This window comes from Anaerosporobacter faecicola (assembly GCF_012070565.1).
Lineage (GTDB): Bacteria > Bacillota > Clostridia > Lachnospirales > Lachnospiraceae > Anaerosporobacter > Anaerosporobacter faecicola.
In genome coordinates, this window is the sequence record NZ_JAAQRO010000052.1 from 158,474 (window position 1) to 181,317 (window position 22,844).

Sequence of the window (22,844 nt, forward strand, 5' to 3'; positions counted from 1 at the left end):
ATAAATTACCTCCAATTTTTGATAAGATTTAGCCTTGCCATAAGGTCGTCGGCTTTGGTTTTACGGGTTGGTTCGGACTTGATTGCACACTTGGCTGCAACCTTGTCCATGAGAGAATTGACCACATTTGCCTTGGAATAAAGCATGGAAACCGCAGGCGGCTCCATATCCTCGGCACTGCCCACGCGCTGCATGATTTCATCAGCAAAGCCGAGTTCCACGGCCTTATTTGCGTCCATCCATGTTTCAGCATCCATAAGGTGGGACAGCTTCGTGCGGGACAATCCCGTCTTGATTTCATAGGCATTGATGATGGAATCCTTCACACTTGCCAGCATTTCAATGGCTTTCTGTATTTCCGCAGAATCACCGAAGGCAACGGTCATAGGGTTGTGAATCATCATCATGGACACAGGGGACATCAGCACCTTTGTGCCTGCCATCGCAATCACGGATGCTGCGGAGGCAGCGATACCGTCAATCTTGACCGTGACATTGCCCTTGTAATCCATCAGCATATTGTAAATTTGGGCAGCCGCCACACAGTCACCTCCGGGCGAGTTAATCCAAACGGTAATATCACCGGAGCCTGCCATCAGTTCATCTTTGAAAAGCTGTGGTGTGACATCATCATCAAACCAACTTTCTTCTGCGATTGTTCCGTTCAGAAACAGTGTCCTCGCCTCCGGCATCATTTCCGTCTGTGCCTGGTTCTTCCACTTCCAGAACTTCTTCATCGGGTTTTTCCTCCTTTCCGTCATTGTCAGTTGTATTTGCAAAAGCACCCGCATCTTTTAAGGGGAGCATATTGCCGTTAATAAGGTAAAGGTCGCCGCCTTCTTCCGCAGGAATACGGTCGAGGTTTTCCAGTTCGCGGATATCATTTGCAGACATCCAACCATTCTGGCGACCAATGGCGTAGCCGTTCATACGGCTTTGGTAATCGCCACGGAGCAGACCTTCCAGATTGAATTTCACGAAATAATCCTTCTTTTCCGTATTGGAAAGCAATGCCCTCATAATGGACTGCTCCCAACGGATGACCCACGGGTCCAAGGTGTATTTCACAAATTCAAGGGACTGCTGCTCAATATTAGAAAAGCTCGACTTCTCAAGGTCACCCACCATATGGGGAGGGACTCTGAAAATTCGAGCAATTTCGTTGATTTGGAATTTGCGTGTTTCAAGGAATTGTGCCTGTTCCGGAGAAATGGAAATCGGAGTGTACTTCATTCCTTCTTCCAAAACTGCGACCTTATTGGCATTAGCACTGCCACCAAAGGCAGCCTGCCAACTCTCTCTGACCCTCTGCGGGTCTTTGATGGTGCTTGGATGTTCCAGTACACCGCCAGGCGTTGCACCGTTGGCGAAGAACTTGGCACCGTACTCCTCACAGGCAATTGCCATGCCGATGGCGTTCTTTGCCATCGCAATGGGACTGTAGCCGACAAGACCGTCAAACCCAAGACCTGGAATATGAAGCACATCGGAAGGCTGCAGGGTTACTGCAAATTCCATATTTTTAATGGCCTCATCGGGGCCACGGTAATAGGTGTAATACAGATGCCCGTTTTCATCCCTGTCCACACTCATCTTGTTTGGCATCAGAGGGTAAAGTGCCACCACCTCGTTTTTACCGTTACGGATAACCTGTGCGTAGGCATTGCCCCACAAAAGCAGATGGGTCATGAGTGTCTCTCGGAACACGAAAGAACTCATTTCCGGATTCGGCTCATCATGGAGTAATCGGTAAAGCGGATGGTCGATGGCTTTTTCCTTGCCGCCGTCATCGTTATATTTGTAAAGATGCAAAGGCAAGCCTGCCACTGCTTCTGCAAGGATACGGACACAGGAATACACTGCCGTCATCTGCATGGCAGAACGCTCGGTTACTGCCTTGCCGGAAGTTGTGCCGCCCATATAAAAGGTGTAGGCACTGCCCGCCGTTCTGTTTTCGGGCTTATCTCTCGACTTAAACATTCCCGTAAAAATACCCATATCAAATCACGCTCCTTCCTAAATAAACAAAATGCCGCGGTCATCATAAACCGAAGCACTGTTGGTGTTGCCACAACGGATTGCACGGTCGAGCGCCATAATGGTGGCAACGGCACCGTCAATCTTTTCTGTGGATTTGGCTTTATCTGCTTTGATGTTTCCGGCAGGGTCGGTTTTGATGTAGATGTTATCCATCATCCACCTAAGAACCGGATGCCCACCATGAACCAGTTTTTTCTCCATCGCAAGTTTCATCAGTTCTTTGGTCGGCGGAGACATATCTTTGTATCCCTGCCCGAATGGAACAACGGTAAATCCCATACCTTCAAGGTTCTGTACCATCTGCACAGCACCCCAACGGTCATAGGCAATTTCGCGGATATTGTATTTCTCACCCAGGGATTCGATAAATTTCTCTATGTAGCCGTAATGGACTACATTGCCCTCGGTGGTCATAAGCAAGTCCTGTCGTTCCCAAATGTCATACGGCACATGGTCACGACGCACACGCAAGTCGATGTTATCTTCCGGTATCCAAAAATACGGCAGAATGATATATTTATCATCCTCATCTTCCGGTGGAAACACCAACACAAATGCCGTTATATCCGTAGTACTTGAAAGGTCAAGACCGCCATAGCAGACACGGCCTTCCAGTTCGGATTTATCGGTCGGAAATGCACAAGCATCCCACACTGCCATCGGCATCCAACGGACAGCCTGCTTAACCCACTGATTCAACCTCAACTGACGGAAAGCGTTCTCTTCACCCGGGTTCTGCTTTGCCTGTTCACAGGCCTGCTGCACCTTATCGATTCCAACTGTTACACCAAGAGAAGGATTTGCTTTCTTCCAAACCTCCGGGTCAGTCCAGTCGTCATCATCCTCTGCACCATAAATCACGGGATAAAATGTAGGGTCAACTTTTCGCCCCTCAATGATGTCCTTTGCTTTTTGGTGAGTTTCGTAGCAGATAGACTGCGTATCGTTTCCCGCCGTAGTGATTAGGAAGTAAAGAGGCTGCATTCTTGCATCACCGGAACCCTTGGTCATAACATCAAACAGCTTTCGGTTTGGCTGGGTATGCAACTCATCAAAAATAACGCCGTGGGTATTGAAACCATGCTTGTTGGCTACATCCGCCGACAGAGCCTTGTATTTACTGCCCGTCGGGTTGTAGGTCATGGTCTTCTGGCTTGCCTGGATGGTCATCTTATTTTTAAGCAGTGGACTTCGCCTTACCATTTCCAAAGCAACATCAAATACAATTCGTGCCTGGTCTTTATCCGCAGCACAGCCGTACACTTCTGCACCCGGCTCAAAGTCAGCACACAAAAGATACAACGCCACTGCCGCCGCCAGTTCCGATTTGCCTTGTTTCTTTGGGATTTCGATATAGGCTGTGTTGAACTGCCTGTATCCGTTTGGTTTTAGGACACCGAAGATATCTCGAATAATCTGCTCCTGCCAGTCAATCAGTTCAAATGGCTTTCCATCCCATGTACCTTTGGTGTGACAGCAGAATTTTTCGATAAAGCATACTGCGTGGTCGGCGGCATCCTTATCGTAATAACTGCCCTCCGCCATAAAGCGGGTTGGCTTATAGTTTTTCAGTTTTCTCAAATGCCGTCACCTCCTCAAAAATGGCATAAAAAATAGCCGCCACCATATTCGGTGCGACTTTGCGTATACGAGGAACAGAGCCTCTCGGCTCCGTCCTGCCTTTACAGGATTTTTAATTGTGTTCGTTCAGCAAAATGCAAAGGGCAAGGTTTGCTTCTTCGGTTGCAGGCTCGATGTCCCAACCTCTGTCATAGTTGGCAACGACCTCACCATTCAGTTTCAGCATCAGCTTGCTAATTTTTCCGCCGTTGATACCGAACTGGCTGCCTTCCTCATAAACCTTTATCCAGTAGTGGACTGCCTTGTAACCGCCGTCCTTTTGCGGGATGCCGATTGTTCCTTCTTTCCACATAATCAATCCTCCATTTCGCCTGTCAGAATAAAGTGGGTGTATTCCTTACGGTGTTCCTCAAGGTATACCACCAATTCGTAAAAATGCATCTCGTTGGCAATGTACTGCACCATCGGAACATCAAACATATTGGTGCGTCCGGTTGCTCGGATGGCGAGTATCTGTTCCTTGATTTTATTCATCGGTGCAGACCTCCTTGCCCATAAGCAGTTCAGTGTAAATCTTGGTATAGCGTTCACACTCGCTGCCCTCTGACTCTGCAATGGCACGAAGGTAGAAGTCGGCAGCCTCTTTTCTGCTGTCCCAAACCTCGGTGCTGCCGTAGCAGGTAATGGTCACTGCATCCAGTTTTCGACAAATATCGACACCATACACCACATTCAAGCCGGAGCCTGTATCCCATCTGACCATGATGGAGGCTGTGTCATCCACACCTCTGACCGTACCCTTTGTTCCAACCGGAGGCGCCTGCTCATCATCCATTTGGACGAGTTCCACACGGCATCCAACAGGATAGGCTTTTCTTACACGCTCAACCGTTTCTTTATTCGGAAATCTCATTCTTGGCACCTCCTTTGAAAGCACTGCTGCCGGAAAGATTGCGGAGCAGGATTTTTCTCTCGGTTTTGTATTCGTTTCCGATAAAACCGAGGCGAAGGAGAAAACAGCGGAATGCGTATTTTTCATTGTCCACCGCTTTTTCCGTAGCGTTGATGCGTTTCTGATTTCGGCTCATCTCACAAAGGGCTGCAATGAAATGGCTGTAAGCCTTGACCTCGTCTGCATCCAGTCCCTCTCCAAACCAAGGGAAGGAAACCCTGTCCTCGCCGATTTCGATTGGTGTTGCGGGAATGCCCAAGGCTTTCTTTATAAGGCCCCCCTTGGCATCCAGAAGGTTCGTAAGATTTCCGACCGCCACCTTATCAAGGGGAATCGCCACCGTAAGCCCCACCGTTTCGCCCTGTGGTTGTTCGGCGGGTTCTTCGGCCGTTTCCTCGGCTCTTGCATCAAGCCAAGCCTGCGCCATTTCTGCGGGAGCTGCGACAAAGCCTTTGTCGGCAAGGCTCTCAAGCAACTGCTCGATTTCTTCGCTGTCGGCTCTGTCATCAAACTCCACTGCACCGTCTTTGGTTACCGTGAAATAATCCACCTCGTAGTTCAGGCTCGGCACACCCAGGTATTTCGGTTTTACATTCAGAATGTCTGCCATCGCCGTAACCAGTGCCTTGCGGTCGCTGCCTGTTACATTAAATTCAATTCTCATCGTGTGAGTACCTCCTTGTTTTTTCGGTACTACATATATCACTCTAAAGCCGAAAAATAGCAAGTGATATGTGCAAAATATAAGGGAGAATAGTTGTAGATTTACACCCCGTCATTTTGTGTATAGTATACGATGCCAGTCAGCACATAAACCACATTGGGAAGTGCCACGCCGTTGCCCCACATCTTATACTCCGCCGAGTCAGAATGAGGGTTCTGAAGCCACTTGAATATCTGCTTCCGTGTTTTCAGTTTGCTTGATGTTCCCACAATCTTACGATGTGTTTCAAAGATTTCTGCCCACCGTGTGAGTTCCTCTTCAGAAGGAAGTTTCTCACCAAGGTCAGCACACCACCAATCCGGAAATCCCTGGAGCCTTGCACATTCCGTAGGGGTAAGCCTACGCACAATGTATTCCAGATCCGCATCGGTATCGTTGACAAGCGGAGGGTCTTTGTAATCCGTAGCTACTAAAGTATTGGCGAGTTCCTCTTCCGCAGAAGTGAAGAACGATGCCTTGCTGCTTGAGTAGGTGGGAACGGCAACCGCATCGGGCCCCGTGGCTTTCAGTGTGGAATTGACACCCTCATCACTGATACCCATATTCCTTGCGAAGTTCTGACCGCAGTTATAACTTTCACGGTCAATGGCATAGACAACGGCGTGGCGGTCTACGGTGTTCAAGGTGTACATGACATCACTTTCGGCATAACCGTTACCGTGGTGGGAAGGACGAGAGCCGTTGCCCTCCACAATGGCAATGCCGCCCTGATTGCAGGTAGGGTTTCCACCGTTGCCGTCAAGGGTTCGTGAAGTATCCGCTTTATAAAAACCGCTGTTGGGGTTGGCTGATTTCATGGCGTTGCTGTCCTTGGAGCAAACGCCAAAGGCTGTCGGCTCTACCACAAACGGCTGATTGTTTCCGCCTGTGCCGTAGGTTGCCGCCACGGTCTGTGCCACATCAAGGGGACCCACATATCGGGTATCCTGCGAGTGATTTTCATATACGGTTGCAGGAACGACTCCTGCTCGTAGCGTTGGAGATTTTTCCGCCTCATAACCGATGCCACGGCTGTCGGCAGAGTGTTCCGTACAAAATCCCGCAGACTCCATAACACAAGGCGGATGATGCGCCTCGGCACGAAGGGTACAGGTCACATCATCAGTGACATCCATACGGTTGCCGCCCTGGTCATTTAGGACGATGCCTGTCGCAGGAGTGCTTTCTTCAGAAGTTCCGGCAGTTCCTTTCCACGGGCATCGGCTCGTTTCAAGATTCCTAAACAGGCCTTCTGACTCAAATAATATTTTTCCGGCACACCCACCATTAAAATCTGCGACAAGATAGATACGTCTTCTTCTTTGGGGAACTCCCCAAAACTGCGCGTCAACGCATCTCCATGCGATGCTGAAATCATCTCCCAGGATTTCTCCTGCTCCTGTCCATTTCCCTTTCGGAGGGCAAGGAACAGCATAGTCGCTTTTGACGGATGCGACTGCTTCGAGGACGGCTTTGAAATCTTCTCCGGCATTGGATGAGAAGGCGCCGGGGACATTTTCCCACACGATGTATCTTGGATACTCACCATTGGTTTTATACCTCATTTCTTTTACGATTCGGATTGCTTCGTAGAACAGGCAGGAACGCTCACCATCAAGACCGCTGCGTTTTCCCGCCACACTCATGTCCTGGCAGGGACTGCCGAAGGTAATGATGTCCACGGGTTCAACTTCTGCACCATTGATACCGGAAATATCACCCAGGTGCTTCATCTGAGGGATACGCCTGCTTGTTACACGAATAGGAAAAGGCTCAACTTCCGATGCCCACAAAGGGGTAATACCGGAAATCAAGCCTCCCAAAGGAAATCCCCCAGAGCCGTCAAAGAGGCTACCGAGGGTCATAGGTTTCTTATTCATCTGCACCAACCTCCTTCACAAGGTCTGCAAAAGGTATCTGCACACCGTTACGGATAACAAAGACACCGTCTGCATCGCCCGTATCTTCCACATATCTGCGGAGGATAACCGATGCGTACTTTTCATCCAGTTCCATCGTATGGCAGATACGGTTGGTTCTCTCGCAAGCCATCAGCGTTGAGCCACTGCCACCAAAAGTATCCACCACAATGGAATTCTCACGGCTTGAGTTTCCAATCGGATAGGCAAGCAGGTCAAGAGGCTTGGAAGTCGGATGGTTTTTATTTTTCTTTGGCTTATCGAAGTTCCAAATGGTGGTCTGACTTCTGCCTGCGTTCTTGCTCCAGTAGTGTTTGCCGTTCTGGAGGAAACCGTAAAGCACAGGTTCGTGCTGCCACTGATAATCACTTCTGCCAAGCACCAGGGAATTTTTTACCCAAATGCAACAGCCGGAAAGATGAAAGCCTGCATCGATAAATGCTTTGCGGAAATTCAAACCTTCCGTATCAGCGTGGAACACATAAGCGGCACCGCCTTTTTCCAAGTGAGCGGCCATGTTCTGAAATGCCGAAAGCAAAAATTCATAAAACTTCTCGCTTGCCATCTTATCGTTTTTGATAGACAGACCGTCTGAACTTTCAAAGGCTACATTATACGGTGGGTCGGTCAGCACAAGGTTGGCTTTCTTACCATCCATCAGCGTTGCCACATCATCGGGGTTTGTAGCATCACCACACATAAGTCGATGTCTGCCTACCGTCCATACATCGCCACGCTCCACAAAGGCGGCCTTTTCCAAGGCATCATTCAAATCAAAATCGTCCTCTTTTACATCGGATTTATCATCTCCTGCAAAGAGGTCTGCGATTTCATCATCGTCAAAGCCTGCAAGACCGATATCAAAATCCATACCCTGCAAGGACTCGATTTCGATTTTTAACATTTCCTCATCCCAACCTGCGTCAAGTGCCATACGGTTGTCGGCAAGGATGTAGGCTTTCTTCTGTGCCTCGGTAAGGTAATCCACGAAAACACAAGGCACTTCATCGATGCCTTCCTCCTTGGCAGCCATCACACGGCCGTGTCCGGCAATGATGCCGTAATTCTTATCAATGATGACAGGATTGATAAAGCCGAATTCACGCAGGGAGGAACGCAGCTTCATAATCTGCTCCGGGGAATGGGTGCGGGCATTATTCACATAAGGCACCAGTTTTGAAATGGACACTAATTCCATTTGTGTAGTTGTTCTTCCCATATGCGCCCTCCTTAATACAGACCCCATTCAGCGAACTTCTCAAAGCCGCCAATGTCCTGAATGAACTCTCGTGCAATGGCTACGATTTCCGCATAAGGCTTACCATCAATGGTGTCATCTCCAATGGCACAGCAAAGCTGCACAGGCTGTTTTGTTTTCTGTGCTTTCAGGAATGCATAGATATTTACAGACACATCTGCCTTACTGAGGTCTTTGCCGTGAAGACCGCCACCCGTTACGGAATTAGCCATATCACTGCCAAGTTTACGGTTGGTAGCACCTGTATCCACATCCGTGCCGCCAGTCCAGTCACCGAGCGGATTGATTTCCGCACCGGAATAGATTTTCTTCAAATCTGCCGTTTCCACATTACTTTGACAAATGATCAGGCGAACACCGTCCATAATGTACTTTCCGTCATAAGGGCATCTGCTGTAAATATCACGGGCAATACGGGAAAGTTCCTCTTGCTCCTGTGTCAGAGGCATACCCTTAAAGATACCGTTATCCCCACAGCGAATACCGTCCTTCTGATTATTTGACAGATGCTTATCCTGTGGAACGATAACAATGTCAGTATCCATCACACCTGCGATGCGATGCACGGCACTGATGATTTCAGCCTTGTCCAAATCCGCTGTGGTTTCAATAATGGCATGGCACACGCCGTGACCGATGAGAACCTCCACTGCGATTTTCGGATTTTGTTCTTTTGCATAAGACAGATCCACAATGGCTCCTGCGATTCTGTCTGCCACCTTGTCCGGATGGCTCGGATTTACTTTTTCAATCATGGTTAAAACCCCTTTCGTTGGTGCAATAGTCGTTCCAGGTCATCATTCGGATTGGTACCGGAAAAATCCACGGAACAGTTTTCTTTTACGATTTGCATGATATTGTCCCACTGCCTTGAGGCCTGGTTCATATAGTTGATGCCGATATTGATAAACGGGGAGGTGACAGGTTTTCCGGTTGTGGGATGCTTTGATAAGAATCCAAGTTCATTAGTCATCTCCTCGCACTGCAGCCATCTCGCCACACACATAGCGTAACGCTCAATGGTCTGTGGGGAAACATAACCCGCACAGCCGATGGAATTGAGCCAGTTCCATGTATCCTCATAAATCTGCTTTGCTCTCAATTCCGTTCCGTCTCGCTGCTTTGCACTGAGCAGTTCATTTGGTTTCGGCATCTGGATACCTTCCACATCGGGGATATCCAGCATCGTTAGTTTGCGACCGCCGGGGTTGCCGTTCTGCGCCTTTTCCAGATTGGACTTTGGCTTACGACCTGCACCCGGACGTTTTCCGCCACGGCCGCCTGTGTTATTCGATTTTGTTGGCACGATTCTCACCGCCTTTCTGTCTGCGGGCCTTATTACCCTTTTGATTTCGCAATTTTTTCACACGAACCCCCACGCCCGTTGCACGGGATATAGGTCCCGGAGATTTTGACCGCCCTACCGGGGTCAGTGATTATGCCAACGGTCGCCGCTTTCTGCGTGTATCTTTGCATGACACGGTTTGCAGAGAGCAATCAGATTCTCTCTTGCATGAGTTCCACCCTGTGACAACGGCAGCTTGTGATGTATCTCTTCGGTCGGTACATACTTACCTTCCTTAAGACACCTCTCACACAGTGGGTGGGCAGCCGCATAGGAATCCCTTATCCTTTTCCACGCTCTGCCGTAACGCTTACGCACAGCGGGGTCACGGTCATAGGTTTCGTAGCGTTTGTTTTCCTGCTTCTCATGTTCCTCACAGAACCTCCCGTCCGTTAGGTTGGGACAGCCTGGGAAAGAACAGGGACGCTTTGGTCTTCTTGGCACTCGTTTCACCTCCCTTGGGCATAAGAAAAGCCCTGAAGGATTGCTCCCTCAAGGCTTGGTTTCATTCTGCTTTTTGCTGATTATATCATATCATAAATGCCACTGTGGTATCTTGTTGCAAAGTGTTGCAAAGTGTGCAGACATTATATTTTGATTGGATTTTCCGGCATAGTTACATGGTTGATGGCACTGTTATGCCAACGGTACACCGTAGTTCTGTCGGCATGGAGTTCATCCCCAATCTGCTCCCAGGTAAGGTTGTGGATATAGCGGTAACGAAGGACCATACGCTCATCGGTATTGGCAACCTCATCAATAACGCTGCGTATCTGCTTTTTCAGTTCCACAAGGTTGTCGATTTCGGCGTTGATTTTATCTTCCAACTCCATAATCTTAAAAACGCTTCGTACAAAAGGGGTATCCGTATTTCTCGATGTCTGCACCCGCTCCTCCCATGTGGGAGAAGAAATACTGCTCGACATTTCTCTCAGTTTCCCAAGTTCCTCAATATCCGAGTTGATTCTTTGGTCAAGGCGGTATGCCTGTCCTAAGTATTCCTTTACTCTCACGATTTTTCCACCTCCGCTTGTAATTTGGAGATTAAATACTCTCCATCCACTGAGGTAAGTTCCCTATACCACGCAGAGCGGAAGAACCTCTCCACCTCATCTTTCATGATTTTGGCTGACTCGTTTCTGGGCCATTTTTTCAGTTTTTTAAGGGCATCCCTGTAGTCCTTTACGGCTAATAGGACGATGCTGTTTGCAAGATTTTCATAAGGGTCGGTCAATGGGCAGCACCTCCAATTCTTGCCTTTACGGAATCAATCAGTGCCGATTGGATTTTTTCCTTCTTACGAAGTGCCTTCATAACATCCTCGTCAATGGTGTCTTTTGCAATAATATGATGGATAACCACGGTATTCTTTTGACCCTGTCTCCACAAGCGGGCGTTGGTCTGCTGATAAAGTTCCAGTGACCAGGTCAACCCAAACCATATAATCGTAGAACCGCCAAACTGGATATTTAAGCCGTGTCCTGCACTGGCAGGGTGGATAACGGCAACAGGAATTTCGCAGTTGTTCCAATCCTTGATATCCTGGGAGGTCTTAATCTCCCTTACAGAAAAACGCTGCTTGATTCTCTGCAAATCGTGGTTGTACCAATATGCCACAAGCACAGGTTTTCCGTTTGCACCCTCAATCAAATCCTCAAGGGCATCCAGTTTTCGGTCATGAATATGGATGACCTCTTTTTCTTCGTTGTAGACGGCACCGTTTGCCATCTGAAGAAGTTTCCCGGAAAGTGCTGCAGCGTTTACGGCATCAACCTCCTCATCCTTAAGGTCTACCACCATATCCTCCTTCAAGGTTTGGTACACTGACCATTCTTTTTCCGAAAGGGCAACAGGGACTTCGTTTATAATGCATTCCGGCATTTTTAGAAAATCCGCTGATTTCATAGAAATTGTAATATCCGAAATCAGCTTATAAATTGCATCTTCCGCACCTGCTCTTGGCTTGTAGGAGAAAATCATCTGCTGATTTCTCTTGTCCGGCACAAAGAAATTATTTCGGTAATGGGAAATGTATCTGCCAAGCCTCTGACCCATATCGAGGATACGGAACTCCGCCCATAAATCCATCAAACCGTTGCTGGAAGGAGTACCCGTAAGACCTACCATACGCTTTACCCTCGGTCTGACTTTCAGAAGGCTTTTGAACCTTTTTGCTGCATAGGATTTGAAAGAAGAAATCTCATCAATCACCACCATATCAAAATCAAAGGGGATACCGCTTTTTGTAATCAGCCAGTCAACATTTTCTCGATTGATTAAGTACAGGTGTGCCGGACGTCTTAAGGCTGCAAGCCTTTCTGCCTCCGTACCGATTGCCACCGAATAGGTAAGCCCCGTCAGATGCTCCCACTTTTCAATCTCCGCAGGCCAGGTATCCCTTGCCACACGAAGAGGTGCAATCACCAAAACCTTCTGTATCTCAAAGCGATTCAGCATCAGTTCGTAAATGGCAGTCAGTGTGATGACGCTCTTGCCAAGACCCATCTCAAGGAGAACTGCCGCCACCGGATGTTCCAATATAAAATTCGTTGCATAAGTCTGATACTCATGAGGACTGTATTGCATCAATCACACCTCCAATCTGTTCTACACTGTCAACGCAGTAAACCAAAAAGCCGAAGCTCTCCAACTGCTTTTTTCGTCTTATCTGTAAAGGACGCATCTTTTTGCCAGGAGCCTTGAATTCCACAAAGGCCATTCTCCCCATCGGAAAAAGCACAAGTCGGTCTGGCACACCATCTAAACCCGGACTTACAAACTTCGGTGCAAGACCTCCCATTTTCTTTACTGCGTCCGTGAATTTTTTCTCTATCATCTGTTCTCTCATATCTGCCTCCCATCTGACACAAGAAACACAATTACACAACTATTCCCTATATATTTCTTACGCGCCTATACACGGGTGCCTTTACCTTTACCCTTAAAAACAACCATTTCGAATATAAGGAGAATAGTTGTGTTGTGTCGCAATCTTGTGTTCTTAACCTCCGAATTTGTAAAGTCGCTGCCTGCCATAAATCGGCTGACGCTTGATAGAATTGGTTCGCTCCCAACCGCTAATCTGACTCATCAGTGCTGCAATGGCATAGCTGTCCAAAGGTTTCAGTTCCTGCAGATTCTTGCCAAAGCACTCACACCAGATTTCCGGATTGCTGACCTCCGTGCGTACCACCACGCCTTTGTGATCAGGCTGTCCGAACTCACTGCCTTGCAGGAAGTTCCTTCTTTGGTATAAATCCATGCTGTCCCAATCGGTCGGCAGTAAGGCATTCAGATATTCCTCCACCATACCAACACGCTCGTCCACTTCCATCGCAGACTGCTGCACCTTTTCAGATTCCGCAAGAACATCGCCCTCAAGGAATAGCTTCTCACCGGACTTCCAGATGGCTTTGGCTTCTGCCCAGAACTGCTGACGGTATTCGTCGGTAAAGTTCCAGGTCTTTTTCTGCTTTTTCTGATGCACCTTGATAATCCAAAAACGGCGGTTACCCGTAATATCACGCAGATATCCACGCTCACCGTTAACCGTGGCAATGATAATGCACTGTCTTGGATGAGATTCCACCACTCGACCGTAAGAAGGACGGTATTTGTCATCGCAGGTAGAAAGGAACGCTTTCACTTTCTCAATGTCGGCTTTTTTCATACCCGCAAGTTCGCCGATTTCCACTGCCCAAAATCCCTGTAGTTTTTCCGCACCGGACTTGTCATCCATATCTGTAAGGGACAGAGTTTCTGAATAATACTCTGAACCCACAAGGTCTTTTACAATAGTGGACTTACCGATGCCTTGCTCACCGTCAAGCACGGGAACACAGTCAAACTTGATGCCGGGAACATAGATACGGGCAACGGCGGCGGCAAAGGTTTTTCTTGTAACCGTGCGTACATATTCCGTATCATCCGCCTGCAGATATTTGATAAAGAGGTCTTCCACACGCTTCACACCATCCCACTCCGGCAGACTGTCGAGATAATCACGGACAGGGTGGAAATGTCGGTCATCAGCAACCTTGGTAAAAGCAACATCGTGGTTACGACTGGAAAACGGCAGATAACGGATGTCAATGATGGACTTAAGCTGTGCCGTATCCGCATCACGCCAGAATGCATTTCCTTTAGGACGCTCCCAAGGGAGAGGACCTGTTATCTGAATACGGTTTGCCATCTCATTGAACGCAAAGTTTCTGAAATCGGGGTCATTATTAAGAATGAGGTTCAGATTGTATACGCTGTTTTCCAAAAGGCTCGACCTTGGCTGATACTGGAGTTTTTTCTTCCAATCCTCATCACCGTCAGCGAGAAATTCCACATTTGCCTGTTCCAGACGTTCATTGGCAGCAAGGAGTTTTACATCATCCTGCTGCATGGCAAACTCACACATAGCATTAAAGGATTTCTTGTCATCCGTATCGCCGAACTTATGGATACGGACAATATCAAAAGCGTTGCAAAGTTTGAGGTATGCAGGGTCTTTGGCATGGTGACTGTAGACGAACTTATCCTCTTTGATTTCCACGCCTGCCATACTGCTTGACTGGATGAAGTGCCAACGGCTCTCGTTATCGGTCGGCTCATATACATTCGACAAGAAAGTTTCCAGTGCCTTGGAAATCGGATGATATACACGGTTGAAAAGACCTACCACACCTTCCTTGGAAAGTGGGTCCTGCACTTTCTGTTGTGTTACGCTGTTTGCCTTACTCTCCCTGGAGGAGGTAGGCAGTCTTGTAGGGTCAGTCCATTCCGGATGTGCAGAGAGGATTTCATCGGGGTCAATCCAACCGCCGTCCGTTTCCTTATACACAAATGCACCGTTCTGCGGAGTGGACGGCCAATACATCAGCTGATTGGGAAGATAGGAACACTCGTCAAAGTAATCGATGCTGAGCATCTGTGCCACATAACGGGATACGGCAACAAACTCCTCCGGCGTTACATCACGGGTCAGAGGGCAGACAATTCTTGCCCTCGGATTTTCTTCCGTGCTGCTGTGCGTGGTGTAAAGCACAGAGGTATATGGGAAGGTAGCTTCAAACCCCTCTAAAAATTCCTTTGTAATGCGGTCACCGTCAAGAGAAAGCATAGAGCGTGATTCCACAGTGTCGATTTTTCTGCGACCGCCTTTGAGAACGCCACCCACAAATCCACCGTGGTCTTTTGCCAGATCACGCTGCACCTTGTTCATCTTTGCGTATTCTTCTGCCGACTCCGGAGTTCGGATGGTAACTTTCAGGCGTTCCTTCAGTTCATCAAACTGGATGGTTTTATTGACCCAGGTCTTTGCCTGTCTGCTGTTGCCGTATGCAAGTGATAAACTTCTCATTATCTGTCCCTCCTTACCTTCGGTGTCTGCCCGTATTCAAAACGCGCCTGTCTTGCCGCCTTGCGGGCATAACGGACACGGCTGTTTACGAAATCGTTGTATCTGTACTTGCCGTATTCGTGGGTAAGCATTGGAATCATCTCATCTCCCATGTCCTCACCGAAATGGGTAAAGAAACAGCGGTCGCGCCTGTCGTTATAGGCAAAGAGGTACGGCTTGTGGGTATCCGGATGCAGACCGATGGTTATCTCGTTTTCGTAGCAGCCACCGCCGCCATCGTCTGTTTCCTGGCAGAAGATATACAAATCGTCATCCATAGGGTCACCAAAGCCGATGATACCCGCCCAACTGTCATGGTTCTGACCGTCACTGATTTTGGCAATGGCAGCATCGCCCTCTGCCGTACCACGGATGCCTTTTCTCTTTACTTCAAAGAAACAATGGAAGTCAGGGAGATAAAAGTCAGGCAGATAATGTGTGCCGTCACTTAAGACAATGCCTTCCGGCTCATACTCCCACTGGATACCGAGGGTATCAAAGAACACTGCCCAACGAGCCTCCAGGCGGGAACGGAACAAATATCCCTTATACTCGGTCTGTACCGCTTTAAATTCACTCATTACCGGACACCTCCTCACAGCTTTCGTTGAACCAACGGATGGTCAGCTTTCTCTTCTTTGCGATACCGATTTCGTGTGCCATGCCATCGGACACTCTGCTGCCGAACACCCAAAGTTCCGAGCAATTGCCAAGAAGCACATAATTGAAATGCATCGCATCACTGCGTTCCGCAGGGTTCTCATCACACATAAACTGCGGATAAAGAAGATGTGGTGTCATAGGGATTGCACCCTGTTCATAGGCAAAACGGCTATACTTTTTTGCCTGTGCGGTGTTGAACTGCGTGTCCCCGGAATAAGGACTGCACACATACACCATTGGTTTGTACTTTCTGAATTCGTCCATATCGAATCCTCCTTAAAAATTTAATAGGCAGAAGGACTTGTATCCCTCTGCCTATAAGCGAAGAATCCGATGGAATCGAACCCCCTAATTTTAATCTTTTTTGTAAAAATCGCATTCGTATCCGTCTGCACGAAGAAGTAAGCCTTTCGCCCAGGGCGGAGTCCTGCCCATCTGCTCACAAACGGCATCCAGGGAAACCCTGCGGTCGCACTCGATGATAACTTCATCGTGGACGTGGGCAACGATGTCGCAGTGGCTCAAAGTTTGAATGGCAAACATCAGAATATCCCTTGCAATTGCCTGCACCACATTCTCCGTGAATTTAGGACCGTAGCTTTCCAGGCGCTCCCACTTCTTTGTTGCGCCTACGCCTTCATAGGTCACTGCCTCGCCGCCGAACTGATTCTCTCCCATGCGTGGTTTCACATAGGCAAGCTGTCTGCCGGACGGTAAGGTCAGAAACAGAAATCCACTCTGATAGTGAAATACAATGCCGTGGGTTTCCGTTCTGCTTTTTTCTTTCACGCAGGTCTTTACGGCACGGTCGATATCCCACCACAGCCTGGTTATCATCGGATTGGCATTTCTCCATGCAGATACAAGAGGCTGAAGTTCCTCCTCCGTAAGACCCATCTCAAGGGCACCCATTGCTTTCAAGGCACCGACCGAACCCCCGTAGCCGAGGGCGAGTTCCGCGATTTTTCCCTTTTGACGGAGGTGTCCGTTCACGCCGTGCTTTTCAACCGGAACACCAAACATCTGACTGGCACTGCTGCAATAGATGTCTTTGCCTTCCTCAAACACACGAAGACGCCACTGTTCTCCCGCAAGCCACGCAAGAACCCTCGCCTCAATGGCAGAAAAGTCTGCTACGATAAATTTTCTGTCCTTCTGCGGCACAAAGGCAGTACGGATAAGCTGTGACAGGGTATCGGGGATATCTTCATATAAAAGTTCCAGGGCATCATAATTTCCGCTACGCACAAGACCACGAGCCTCTGCCAGATCTTCCATGTGATTTTGAGGAAGGTTCTGTAACTGAATCAGCCTTCCCGCAAATCTTCCGGTTCGGTTGGCTCCGTAAAACTGGAACATCCCTCTTGCACGGTTATCCTTGCAGACGGCGTTTTCCATCGCCGTATACTTTTTCACACTGCTCTTGGCAAGCTGTTGACGTAAGGACAGCACATCGGTAATATCCTGTGGCGCTGTTTTGATTGCCGCCGCCACTTCCTTTTTGCCGAGGCTCTCCATCTCCATACCGTTATCCGACAGCCACATTTTCATCTGCTGCACGGAGTTGGGATTGTCGAGATTTGTCATATCCTGCATTTTGGAAGTCAGACGGTCACGGCTTTTACTGTCGATTTCAATAGCCTCTTTTACAAGAACCATATCCACGCCTATACCACGGTCATTGATTTCTTCGCTCACATGGTATTCATCCCAAATCCTATCCGGCACAGGAAAACGGGACAGCTTTGCCTGGATGCCCATCTCCGTCTCCACGTCACGGAGGTTGTACGCCTTAAACTGCTGCCATTTTTCCATATCATGCTGTGGCAGATTTCTTGTACGGCCACCGTTTGTCCTGGTCGGCGCACAGGGAACGCAGAAGTATTTGATTAAGGATTTACCCTCGGTCAGCTTCTGTTTTTCCAGTCCAAGCACAGCACCGACACCTTCAAGGGAAAGAGGCAAACCCAGGGTTGCCGACCAAATCATGGTGCAGTGCCAGCTTGCCGGATTTAAGTAACGGGCGCACTCCTGTGACAACGGATGATTGTCATGGAACGGGTCAAGGCTTACACCCATATCAGATAAGTACCTGGACAGACACACCCTCTCAAAAGCAGCATTAAACGCGGTTTTTATAACGGCATCATCGGTCAGTGCCTCAATAATCTCTGCCGGGATTTTCTCCCCACAGGCAAGGTCGACCACCTGCACCGCACCACCGTCCACGGCATAGCCGAACAGCAATATTTCAAAATCCTCGCTCTCTGCGTATTTGTAAACACCACATTTTTGCAGATTGACCGAGGAGAAGGTTTCAATATCAATACTTAATACTTTCATAGCACATTCCTTTCTATGACAAAGGCGGCAGAAGAATATCCTCCGCCGCCCGTCATGTTTACTCGGTCACATCTTCATTCTGTGCAGCCTTTTTCTGCTTACGCTTTTCACGGAAGGCTTTGACCTTCTTAACGATAAAGCGGATAACCTCACATACCGTCCACACGATGCCGTTGATGGCAAGACCGTAGATCAGGCAGAAAAGCACAATCACATCGACCTGTTTCATAAATTCGTATAATTCGTTCATATCGTTTTACCTCGTATTTCGTAATTTTCGTTTGAGGCAGACGGTGGTATTTCACACCGCCTGCCAGGGGTTACACTTAAGCCAGGAAATCGTCATCCTCAACAGTGGAGAAGTCATCGGTTGCGGAAGTACGGCCGCCGAGATACTCACCGTCACGGATTTTCTGGATGTTGCCAAGACCACAGGCAACACCGCGATTGCCGTTGGAGTTAAATGCATAGAAGTTCAAGGACACTCTTGCATAACAGCCGGAGTAGACCTCGTCACGGTCAAGGATAGGCTTCACAGCCTTGTCCACAATCTGAGGTGCAGTGGTGCTGTTGGCGTTCACGAAGTAATGACCCTTATAGGCGTCATCGTCACGCTCAACATCGCCATCACGAAGAGGCAACTTGATAGCACCCTTGTTAGGCTTCTTGCCGCCGAACTTGGCGATGCCCTCCTCAATCGCAGCATCCACCGCAGCGTTGATAGCGTTGATGGTTTCGGTATCGTCCTTCGGAATCAGCACAGATACGGAATATTTTTCAGCACCGCCATTGATGCTGACAGGCTCCCAGCCGTGGAAGTAAGAAAGACGAGTGTTCTTGCCAGTGATAACCTTAGTTCTGTTTACGTTTGCCATAATATTAATCCTCCATAATTTCATTGAATTCGTTTTTTGCGTCTGAAACATTCATTGCCTGCCTCTTATCCGAAAGGGGAACGAGGGTAGGCTTTCCGGGTGGTTTGATTACGAGGCCGCCCAGGATTTCCTCGAACTGCTTTTTGCCCATCAGCTTCTGCATTTCGGTCAGCGTGATAAGACTCTGACGGTAAATATCTGTGTAACCGTGTTCCTTGGCTGCCGCCGCCACCGCATCCTCATCGGAAAACTTACGGTTAGAACGACCTTCCACAACCTTGAACCCGCTCCACTGCTTACCGTGGTTTAGTGCCGCCTCCAGGGCATAAGCACTGATTTCGTTTGCCCACTTGGTGATATCCGGCAACATCGGAAGAATGGATTCAATCTCTTCATCAGTAAATAAAGGTGGTAGTTTGAATTCTTCCTCTGCAATACGGAGTTTTTCTGCTGCCCTTGCACGGCACTTGACCGCTGCACGGCAGAACTGACACCACTCTCCGGGACAATATTCGCCTTCGCCCTTGGCAGCCATTTGTGCCTTGGGTTTCAGTTCGTTTTCCGCCCAATCCTTCAACTCCTCCACGGATACCGTCCACGTTTGAACATTCTCACGTCTTGGCTGGAATATTGAGAGGGAAACTTCTTTGATGTCATACAGGCTTTCATAGACACCAAGGGCTGCGATGCCGTAACACATGAGCTGCGTATTTCGTTCCGCATCCACAAGGACTCCGAGTCCGTACTTCGCATCAATAATGTGCAGGGTATCGTCTGAAACCATAAGACAGTCTGCCGTTCCATACGACCCCGGTACAAAATCCGATAGGTCAACCTTCTGCTCAATCAGCACCAGTGGATCAGGGCAGGTCTGCTTTGCTTTTTCAAGTTGCTCCAACACAAACTCCACATAGCCGTCAGAGTGTTCTTCCATCTCATCGGTGTTAAATGCGGAAACGGGTCTTTTACTGCGTCTGCGGAGCGCCTTCTTCAGCTTGTGTTCGCACAGTGCATGAAAGGCGGTACCTTCTTCAGCAGCGTTACTGCTCTTGTTTTCAAACTCCGTTTCCAGGACTGCACTCGGTGTACACGATAACCACCTGTGGGAACTGGAAGGAGAAAGAAGTGCGTGATTACCCATTGCCAAGCACCTCCGCATCCTTAATAAGGTCTGCGTAATGCTTCGGGTCCACATCTGACAACTTGGTGCCACCGTACTTGGTAATCAGACCCTTGACCTCGGCTGTCATTCCGTTCTGCGTTTTTACCGCAAGCACGGCACGGACATCTGCCAATGAAGGTGTTTTTTCTGCTGCTATCTGTTTTGTGGGTTGTCCTGTTTCGACAGGCTTCGACACTTCCTTGGCTTCAACGAAGATTTCCTGGCTGTCTGCGAATGCATAAGCCACAGCCTCCAGTCCGTCTGCCAACGAGTGCATCAGCTTCACCACATCAAGGAGCAGGTTAAACTTGTTTGCGTTTGTCATGGTTTTCGCCTCCTTTCAGTTCGTGAATCTCGACAGTCTGCACCGAGTCGCCGGGGGACAGAACAAGGACGTTTACCTGCTGACCAAAGAGAAAATCAAGTATTCTCTTGCGAATCTGCATCGTTCCGCTTCGGACTACCGGAGAAGGTGTGCCGCCGGGTTTTGCAATGTTAATAGAGATTTTGTGTTTTACCATTGCACTTGGCTCCTTTCCGAGGAGTTTTTCTCACCCCTCTGTCCATAAGCGAAAAATGAGGGGGAATCGAACCCCCTCAAATCAAACTTTTTTAAATTTTCTTTTTCAGCGTTGCGTAAATCTTCGTGAGCCTGTTACGGATGGCTGCCTCTGAAACACCTTCTTCTGCTGCAATCTGCACGTTGGTCATGCCACGATAGAACTTCTTGATAACGGTATCCTTCTGCTTGTCCGTCAGTTCCGAAAGAGCCACCTTCAGCTTTTCCATACGAACGGAACGCTCCTCGTTTGCGATAGAAGTGAGAATCTGCTGCAGAGGATTGTAGGTATCGTCCTCAAGGTATGGGTTGCGGTCATCCGTATCGTCGCCGTACCCATCGTGGTAGCCGTCCAAGTGAACCGGACAGTGATATGCCTCTCTACGCTGTGCATCCACATCATCGTCATCCCAACCGTGGAGCATAGTAATAAGGTTCTCGGTTAATGCCTTGCCGTCTGCACCAGTCATTCCCGGAGTAATGACAATCGGCTTTCCTTCTGCTGTGTAATAAACATAATTGGTGCGGTTCTTCTCCGCTGTTTTGAACTTTCTCATTTAAAGTCCCTGCCTTTCCGCCTGACTCTTGCGGAAGAGCAAGGGATACAAAATGGGCCGGTGCTTTAGAAGTACCGACCCGTATTGCCTGAAAATGAGCATAGGGAAATAAGGGTACCTCTATCGCACCTTCCACAGCTTTCGCTGCGGTTGGCTCGATATTTGTATCCCAATGCCCTATAGCTAATCAGGCCTTGTGATATTATTTTTTTTCCGCATATGCGGATTGAATTTTATTGAATTGTGTCTTTATCGTCACTACAAACGTAACTCTTTTAAAAATAAAAAAGCCGGATGACTACAAAGTTTTCGCTCTGTAAATCATCCGGCCATTTGGTAGCTCCTACTTGGCTCCGTTGCTCGGTATGGTTAACCTGTACTATGGTTATTTCTTCTTTGTTGATTTCGTCTGTGCTAACGCACTGGCTGCAACAGACTTCGTCTTTGCACTGGTTCTTCCATCTCGTAAAATGGAAGATGCTTTACTCGCAACAGACTTTGAAGTCTGCTTACATGTATGCTTTGCCATAACGATTACCTCCTTCTCTTGAAATACTGAGGCACGAATCTGCAACACAAGGTATTTTTACAAACTTGTGACAGTTCGGACACTTCAGTTCTATCTCAATCTGCTCTTTAGGCAGCCTTGAAATGTCAAACGCTCTTTTCCCACAGCAGGGGCATTTCATTTTATTCATACGGCATCCTCCTTTCCTGTTTACTCATAGGCACCACCTCCTTATCGTGATTATGTACGCTTATTTGCGAACATATCTATAAAAATATAAGAGAACCCGTCACTGGGAAGAGTCCTCCCATTTTACTGGAGCAGTAAATCTAAATCTCTCAATCTTTTCATCATCGCAGATTTTGATACATTAAATGTATCTGCCATTTCCTGTACAAATTGCTCTGATACATAAACAGCTGATAATTTTTCTACTGTCATATTAAGTTTACTTGCCATAAGCATTTTTACAGTAGGTGCTGGCATAATAAGTGCTGCGCCCAATCGGTTCGCTTGCCATTCCCGGATATCTTCATCTGACATGGGAGGACGTTTCGACCAATTTTCAATATGATAAACAGAACAATTAAGTTTTGGTATAGGGCATCCCGGCTTCTGATAATAGAATCTCTTATGCAAAATCCAGTGGGAACATTCGTGAATGATGGTAAACCGCACACGCCCTTCCACCTCATATTCCAAGACTCTATTATCTATGAAAATATATCCTTTTTCAACATCAATAGGATATTCTTTCTCTCTTTCATCGTCCCATACCATCAGAATCCCATCATTGAAACAAGTGCAACCTAATGTCAACCCATCCTGAGACAGATTTGCAAAATCGATTGTTGCTTTGAGATAAAATTCCGCAAAATGATCCACATCCATTGCCATTGGCTGTTTTAGCAGTTCTCCATCATTATAAACAGATAGAATTTCAATTGCCTTCTTTTCTAACCGCTCTGGTGTATATTCATGATACAAATT

General features: G+C 48.0%; 28 protein-coding genes and 1 pseudogene. All 29 read right to left on the reverse strand.

The features are described 5' to 3' along the window. Positions 1-5: 5 nt before the first annotated feature. The 29 genes and pseudogenes from HBB17_RS19840 to HBB17_RS19980 all read right to left on the reverse strand — a co-directional run bounded on the left by HBB17_RS19840 (position 6) and on the right by HBB17_RS19980 (position 22,841). Positions 6-737: a head maturation protease, ClpP-related gene (locus HBB17_RS19840; RefSeq protein WP_167959255.1), complete on the reverse strand. Its 732-nt coding sequence runs from the start codon at positions 735-737 to the stop codon at positions 6-8. Continuing rightward, entirely contained in the window at positions 634-1,998 is a 1,365-nt protein-coding gene (locus HBB17_RS19845) for a phage portal protein (protein WP_167959256.1), read from the reverse strand. Before HBB17_RS19845 ends, HBB17_RS19840 begins: the two co-directional genes overlap by 104 nt. Before the next feature lie 18 nt (positions 1,999-2,016). Then, positions 2,017-3,585 (reverse strand): terminase TerL endonuclease subunit, encoded by a 1,569-nt coding sequence (locus HBB17_RS19850; RefSeq protein ID WP_167959348.1) that lies wholly within the window; start codon positions 3,583-3,585, stop codon positions 2,017-2,019. 148 nt (positions 3,586-3,733) lie between these two features. Beyond that, the gene (locus HBB17_RS19855) at positions 3,734-3,973 is read right to left on the reverse strand and encodes a DUF7678 domain-containing protein (protein ID WP_167959257.1); all 240 of its coding nucleotides are present in this window, start codon (positions 3,971-3,973) and stop codon (positions 3,734-3,736) included. A 2-nt stretch (positions 3,974-3,975) separates the two neighbouring features. Further along, entirely contained in the window at positions 3,976-4,155 is a 180-nt protein-coding gene (locus HBB17_RS19860) for a DUF5049 domain-containing protein (protein ID WP_044036341.1), read from the reverse strand. 163 nt (positions 4,156-4,318) lie between these two features. After that, a pseudogene (locus HBB17_RS20760) lies at positions 4,319-4,534 on the reverse strand (DUF4314 domain-containing protein); the annotation flags it as partial. Next, complete coding sequence (locus HBB17_RS19870; protein WP_167959259.1) at positions 4,518-5,237, reverse strand: virulence protein; 720 nt, start codon at positions 5,235-5,237, stop codon at positions 4,518-4,520. The pseudogene HBB17_RS20760 and the gene HBB17_RS19870, both read right to left, overlap by 17 nt. A gap of 101 nt (positions 5,238-5,338) precedes the next feature. Continuing rightward, positions 5,339-7,156 carry a DNA cytosine methyltransferase gene (locus HBB17_RS19875; protein ID WP_167959260.1) on the reverse strand — a complete coding sequence of 606 codons (1,818 nt, stop codon included), beginning with the start codon at positions 7,154-7,156 and terminating at the stop codon, positions 5,339-5,341. Beyond that, a complete protein-coding gene (locus HBB17_RS19880) occupies positions 7,149-8,414 on the reverse strand; it encodes a site-specific DNA-methyltransferase (protein ID WP_167959261.1) in 1,266 nt (421 codons plus the stop codon). Before HBB17_RS19880 ends, HBB17_RS19875 begins: the two co-directional genes overlap by 8 nt. Positions 8,415-8,425: 11 nt before the next feature. Next, a complete protein-coding gene (locus HBB17_RS19885) occupies positions 8,426-9,208 on the reverse strand; it encodes a methionine adenosyltransferase (RefSeq protein WP_167959262.1) in 783 nt (260 codons plus the stop codon). A gap of 2 nt (positions 9,209-9,210) precedes the next feature. Beyond that, positions 9,211-9,759, reverse strand: a complete 549-nt coding sequence (locus tag HBB17_RS19890; RefSeq protein WP_102266077.1) for a terminase — start codon at positions 9,757-9,759, stop codon at positions 9,211-9,213. A 123-nt stretch (positions 9,760-9,882) separates the two neighbouring features. Beyond that, on the reverse strand, positions 9,883-10,242 hold the full coding sequence (locus HBB17_RS19895) for an HNH endonuclease (protein ID WP_167959264.1): 360 nt from the start codon (positions 10,240-10,242) through the stop codon (positions 9,883-9,885). Positions 10,243-10,385: 143 nt separating this feature from the next. Beyond that, a complete protein-coding gene (locus HBB17_RS19900; protein WP_167959265.1) occupies positions 10,386-10,811 on the reverse strand; it encodes a DUF1492 domain-containing protein in 426 nt (141 codons plus the stop codon). Next, positions 10,808-11,032, reverse strand: a complete 225-nt coding sequence (locus HBB17_RS19905) for a hypothetical protein (RefSeq protein ID WP_167959266.1) — start codon at positions 11,030-11,032, stop codon at positions 10,808-10,810. The genes HBB17_RS19900 and HBB17_RS19905 overlap by 4 nt, the downstream gene beginning before the upstream one ends. Then, entirely contained in the window at positions 11,029-12,384 is a 1,356-nt protein-coding gene (locus HBB17_RS19910) for an SNF2-related protein (RefSeq protein ID WP_167959267.1), read from the reverse strand. The genes HBB17_RS19905 and HBB17_RS19910 overlap by 4 nt, the downstream gene beginning before the upstream one ends. Then, a complete protein-coding gene (locus HBB17_RS19915; protein WP_167959268.1) occupies positions 12,365-12,646 on the reverse strand; it encodes a VRR-NUC domain-containing protein in 282 nt (93 codons plus the stop codon). Before HBB17_RS19915 ends, HBB17_RS19910 begins: the two co-directional genes overlap by 20 nt. Before the next feature lie 153 nt (positions 12,647-12,799). Beyond that, positions 12,800-15,148 carry a virulence-associated E family protein gene (locus tag HBB17_RS19920; RefSeq protein WP_167959269.1) on the reverse strand — a complete coding sequence of 783 codons (2,349 nt, stop codon included), beginning with the start codon at positions 15,146-15,148 and terminating at the stop codon, positions 12,800-12,802. Then, positions 15,148-15,768 carry a PDDEXK family nuclease gene (locus HBB17_RS19925; RefSeq protein WP_167959083.1) on the reverse strand — a complete coding sequence of 207 codons (621 nt, stop codon included), beginning with the start codon at positions 15,766-15,768 and terminating at the stop codon, positions 15,148-15,150. Before HBB17_RS19925 ends, HBB17_RS19920 begins: the two co-directional genes overlap by 1 nt. Then, the gene (locus HBB17_RS19930; protein WP_167959270.1) at positions 15,761-16,114 is read right to left on the reverse strand and encodes a DUF7768 domain-containing protein; all 354 of its coding nucleotides are present in this window, start codon (positions 16,112-16,114) and stop codon (positions 15,761-15,763) included. The genes HBB17_RS19925 and HBB17_RS19930 overlap by 8 nt, the downstream gene beginning before the upstream one ends. 90 nt (positions 16,115-16,204) lie before the next feature. After that, on the reverse strand, positions 16,205-18,193 hold the full coding sequence (locus tag HBB17_RS19935; protein ID WP_167959271.1) for a DNA polymerase: 1,989 nt from the start codon (positions 18,191-18,193) through the stop codon (positions 16,205-16,207). Positions 18,194-18,251: 58 nt separating this feature from the next. Continuing rightward, entirely contained in the window at positions 18,252-18,443 is a 192-nt protein-coding gene (locus tag HBB17_RS19940; protein ID WP_167959272.1) for a hypothetical protein, read from the reverse strand. A gap of 76 nt (positions 18,444-18,519) precedes the next feature. Continuing rightward, on the reverse strand, positions 18,520-19,068 hold the full coding sequence (locus HBB17_RS19945; RefSeq protein WP_102266094.1) for a DUF2815 family protein: 549 nt from the start codon (positions 19,066-19,068) through the stop codon (positions 18,520-18,522). Positions 19,069-19,072: 4 nt separating this feature from the next. Further along, a complete protein-coding gene (locus tag HBB17_RS19950; RefSeq protein ID WP_167959273.1) occupies positions 19,073-20,209 on the reverse strand; it encodes a DUF2800 domain-containing protein in 1,137 nt (378 codons plus the stop codon). Next, positions 20,202-20,555: an rRNA biogenesis protein rrp5 gene (locus HBB17_RS19955; RefSeq protein WP_167959274.1), complete on the reverse strand. Its 354-nt coding sequence runs from the start codon at positions 20,553-20,555 to the stop codon at positions 20,202-20,204. The genes HBB17_RS19950 and HBB17_RS19955 overlap by 8 nt, the downstream gene beginning before the upstream one ends. Continuing rightward, a complete protein-coding gene (locus tag HBB17_RS19960; protein WP_167959275.1) occupies positions 20,533-20,751 on the reverse strand; it encodes a hypothetical protein in 219 nt (72 codons plus the stop codon). Before HBB17_RS19960 ends, HBB17_RS19955 begins: the two co-directional genes overlap by 23 nt. Before the next feature lie 91 nt (positions 20,752-20,842). Further along, complete coding sequence (locus HBB17_RS19965; protein ID WP_167959276.1) at positions 20,843-21,346, reverse strand: sigma-70 family RNA polymerase sigma factor; 504 nt, start codon at positions 21,344-21,346, stop codon at positions 20,843-20,845. Positions 21,347-21,731: 385 nt separating this feature from the next. Next, positions 21,732-21,875: a hypothetical protein gene (locus HBB17_RS19970; protein WP_167959277.1), complete on the reverse strand. Its 144-nt coding sequence runs from the start codon at positions 21,873-21,875 to the stop codon at positions 21,732-21,734. Continuing rightward, entirely contained in the window at positions 21,856-22,044 is a 189-nt protein-coding gene (locus HBB17_RS19975; RefSeq protein ID WP_167959084.1) for a hypothetical protein, read from the reverse strand. The genes HBB17_RS19970 and HBB17_RS19975 overlap by 20 nt, the downstream gene beginning before the upstream one ends. A 122-nt stretch (positions 22,045-22,166) precedes the next feature. Next, positions 22,167-22,841: an ImmA/IrrE family metallo-endopeptidase gene (locus tag HBB17_RS19980; RefSeq protein WP_167959278.1), complete on the reverse strand. Its 675-nt coding sequence runs from the start codon at positions 22,839-22,841 to the stop codon at positions 22,167-22,169. Positions 22,842-22,844 lie beyond the last annotated feature (3 nt).

Coding starts and splice junctions, on each gene's coding strand:
- HBB17_RS19955 (WP_167959274.1), bottom strand. CDS start 20,555: ATGACAAACGCAAACAAGTTTAACCTGCTCCTTGATGTGGTGAAGCTG.
- HBB17_RS19910 (WP_167959267.1), bottom strand. CDS start 12,384: ATGCAATACAGTCCTCATGAGTATCAGACTTATGCAACGAATTTTATA.
- HBB17_RS19945 (WP_102266094.1), bottom strand. CDS start 19,068: ATGGCAAACGTAAACAGAACTAAGGTTATCACTGGCAAGAACACTCGT.
- HBB17_RS19960 (WP_167959275.1), bottom strand. CDS start 20,751: ATGGTAAAACACAAAATCTCTATTAACATTGCAAAACCCGGCGGCACA.
- HBB17_RS19975 (WP_167959084.1), bottom strand. CDS start 22,044: ATGAATAAAATGAAATGCCCCTGCTGTGGGAAAAGAGCGTTTGACATT.
- HBB17_RS19930 (WP_167959270.1), bottom strand. CDS start 16,114: ATGGACGAATTCAGAAAGTACAAACCAATGGTGTATGTGTGCAGTCCT.
- HBB17_RS19875 (WP_167959260.1), bottom strand. CDS start 7,156: ATGAATAAGAAACCTATGACCCTCGGTAGCCTCTTTGACGGCTCTGGG.
- HBB17_RS19915 (WP_167959268.1), bottom strand. CDS start 12,646: ATGAGAGAACAGATGATAGAGAAAAAATTCACGGACGCAGTAAAGAAA.
- HBB17_RS19880 (WP_167959261.1), bottom strand. CDS start 8,414: ATGGGAAGAACAACTACACAAATGGAATTAGTGTCCATTTCAAAACTG.
- HBB17_RS19970 (WP_167959277.1), bottom strand. CDS start 21,875: ATGGCAAAGCATACATGTAAGCAGACTTCAAAGTCTGTTGCGAGTAAA.
- HBB17_RS19840 (WP_167959255.1), bottom strand. CDS start 737: ATGAAGAAGTTCTGGAAGTGGAAGAACCAGGCACAGACGGAAATGATG.
- HBB17_RS19855 (WP_167959257.1), bottom strand. CDS start 3,973: ATGTGGAAAGAAGGAACAATCGGCATCCCGCAAAAGGACGGCGGTTAC.
- HBB17_RS19940 (WP_167959272.1), bottom strand. CDS start 18,443: ATGAACGAATTATACGAATTTATGAAACAGGTCGATGTGATTGTGCTT.
- HBB17_RS19845 (WP_167959256.1), bottom strand. CDS start 1,998: ATGGGTATTTTTACGGGAATGTTTAAGTCGAGAGATAAGCCCGAAAAC.
- HBB17_RS19860 (WP_044036341.1), bottom strand. CDS start 4,155: ATGAATAAAATCAAGGAACAGATACTCGCCATCCGAGCAACCGGACGC.
- HBB17_RS19935 (WP_167959271.1), bottom strand. CDS start 18,193: ATGAAAGTATTAAGTATTGATATTGAAACCTTCTCCTCGGTCAATCTG.
- HBB17_RS19950 (WP_167959273.1), bottom strand. CDS start 20,209: ATGGGTAATCACGCACTTCTTTCTCCTTCCAGTTCCCACAGGTGGTTA.
- HBB17_RS19965 (WP_167959276.1), bottom strand. CDS start 21,346: ATGAGAAAGTTCAAAACAGCGGAGAAGAACCGCACCAATTATGTTTAT.
- HBB17_RS19870 (WP_167959259.1), bottom strand. CDS start 5,237: ATGAGAATTGAATTTAATGTAACAGGCAGCGACCGCAAGGCACTGGTT.
- HBB17_RS19920 (WP_167959269.1), bottom strand. CDS start 15,148: ATGAGAAGTTTATCACTTGCATACGGCAACAGCAGACAGGCAAAGACC.
- HBB17_RS19850 (WP_167959348.1), bottom strand. CDS start 3,585: ATGGCGGAGGGCAGTTATTACGATAAGGATGCCGCCGACCACGCAGTA.
- HBB17_RS19925 (WP_167959083.1), bottom strand. CDS start 15,768: ATGAGTGAATTTAAAGCGGTACAGACCGAGTATAAGGGATATTTGTTC.
- HBB17_RS19885 (WP_167959262.1), bottom strand. CDS start 9,208: ATGATTGAAAAAGTAAATCCGAGCCATCCGGACAAGGTGGCAGACAGA.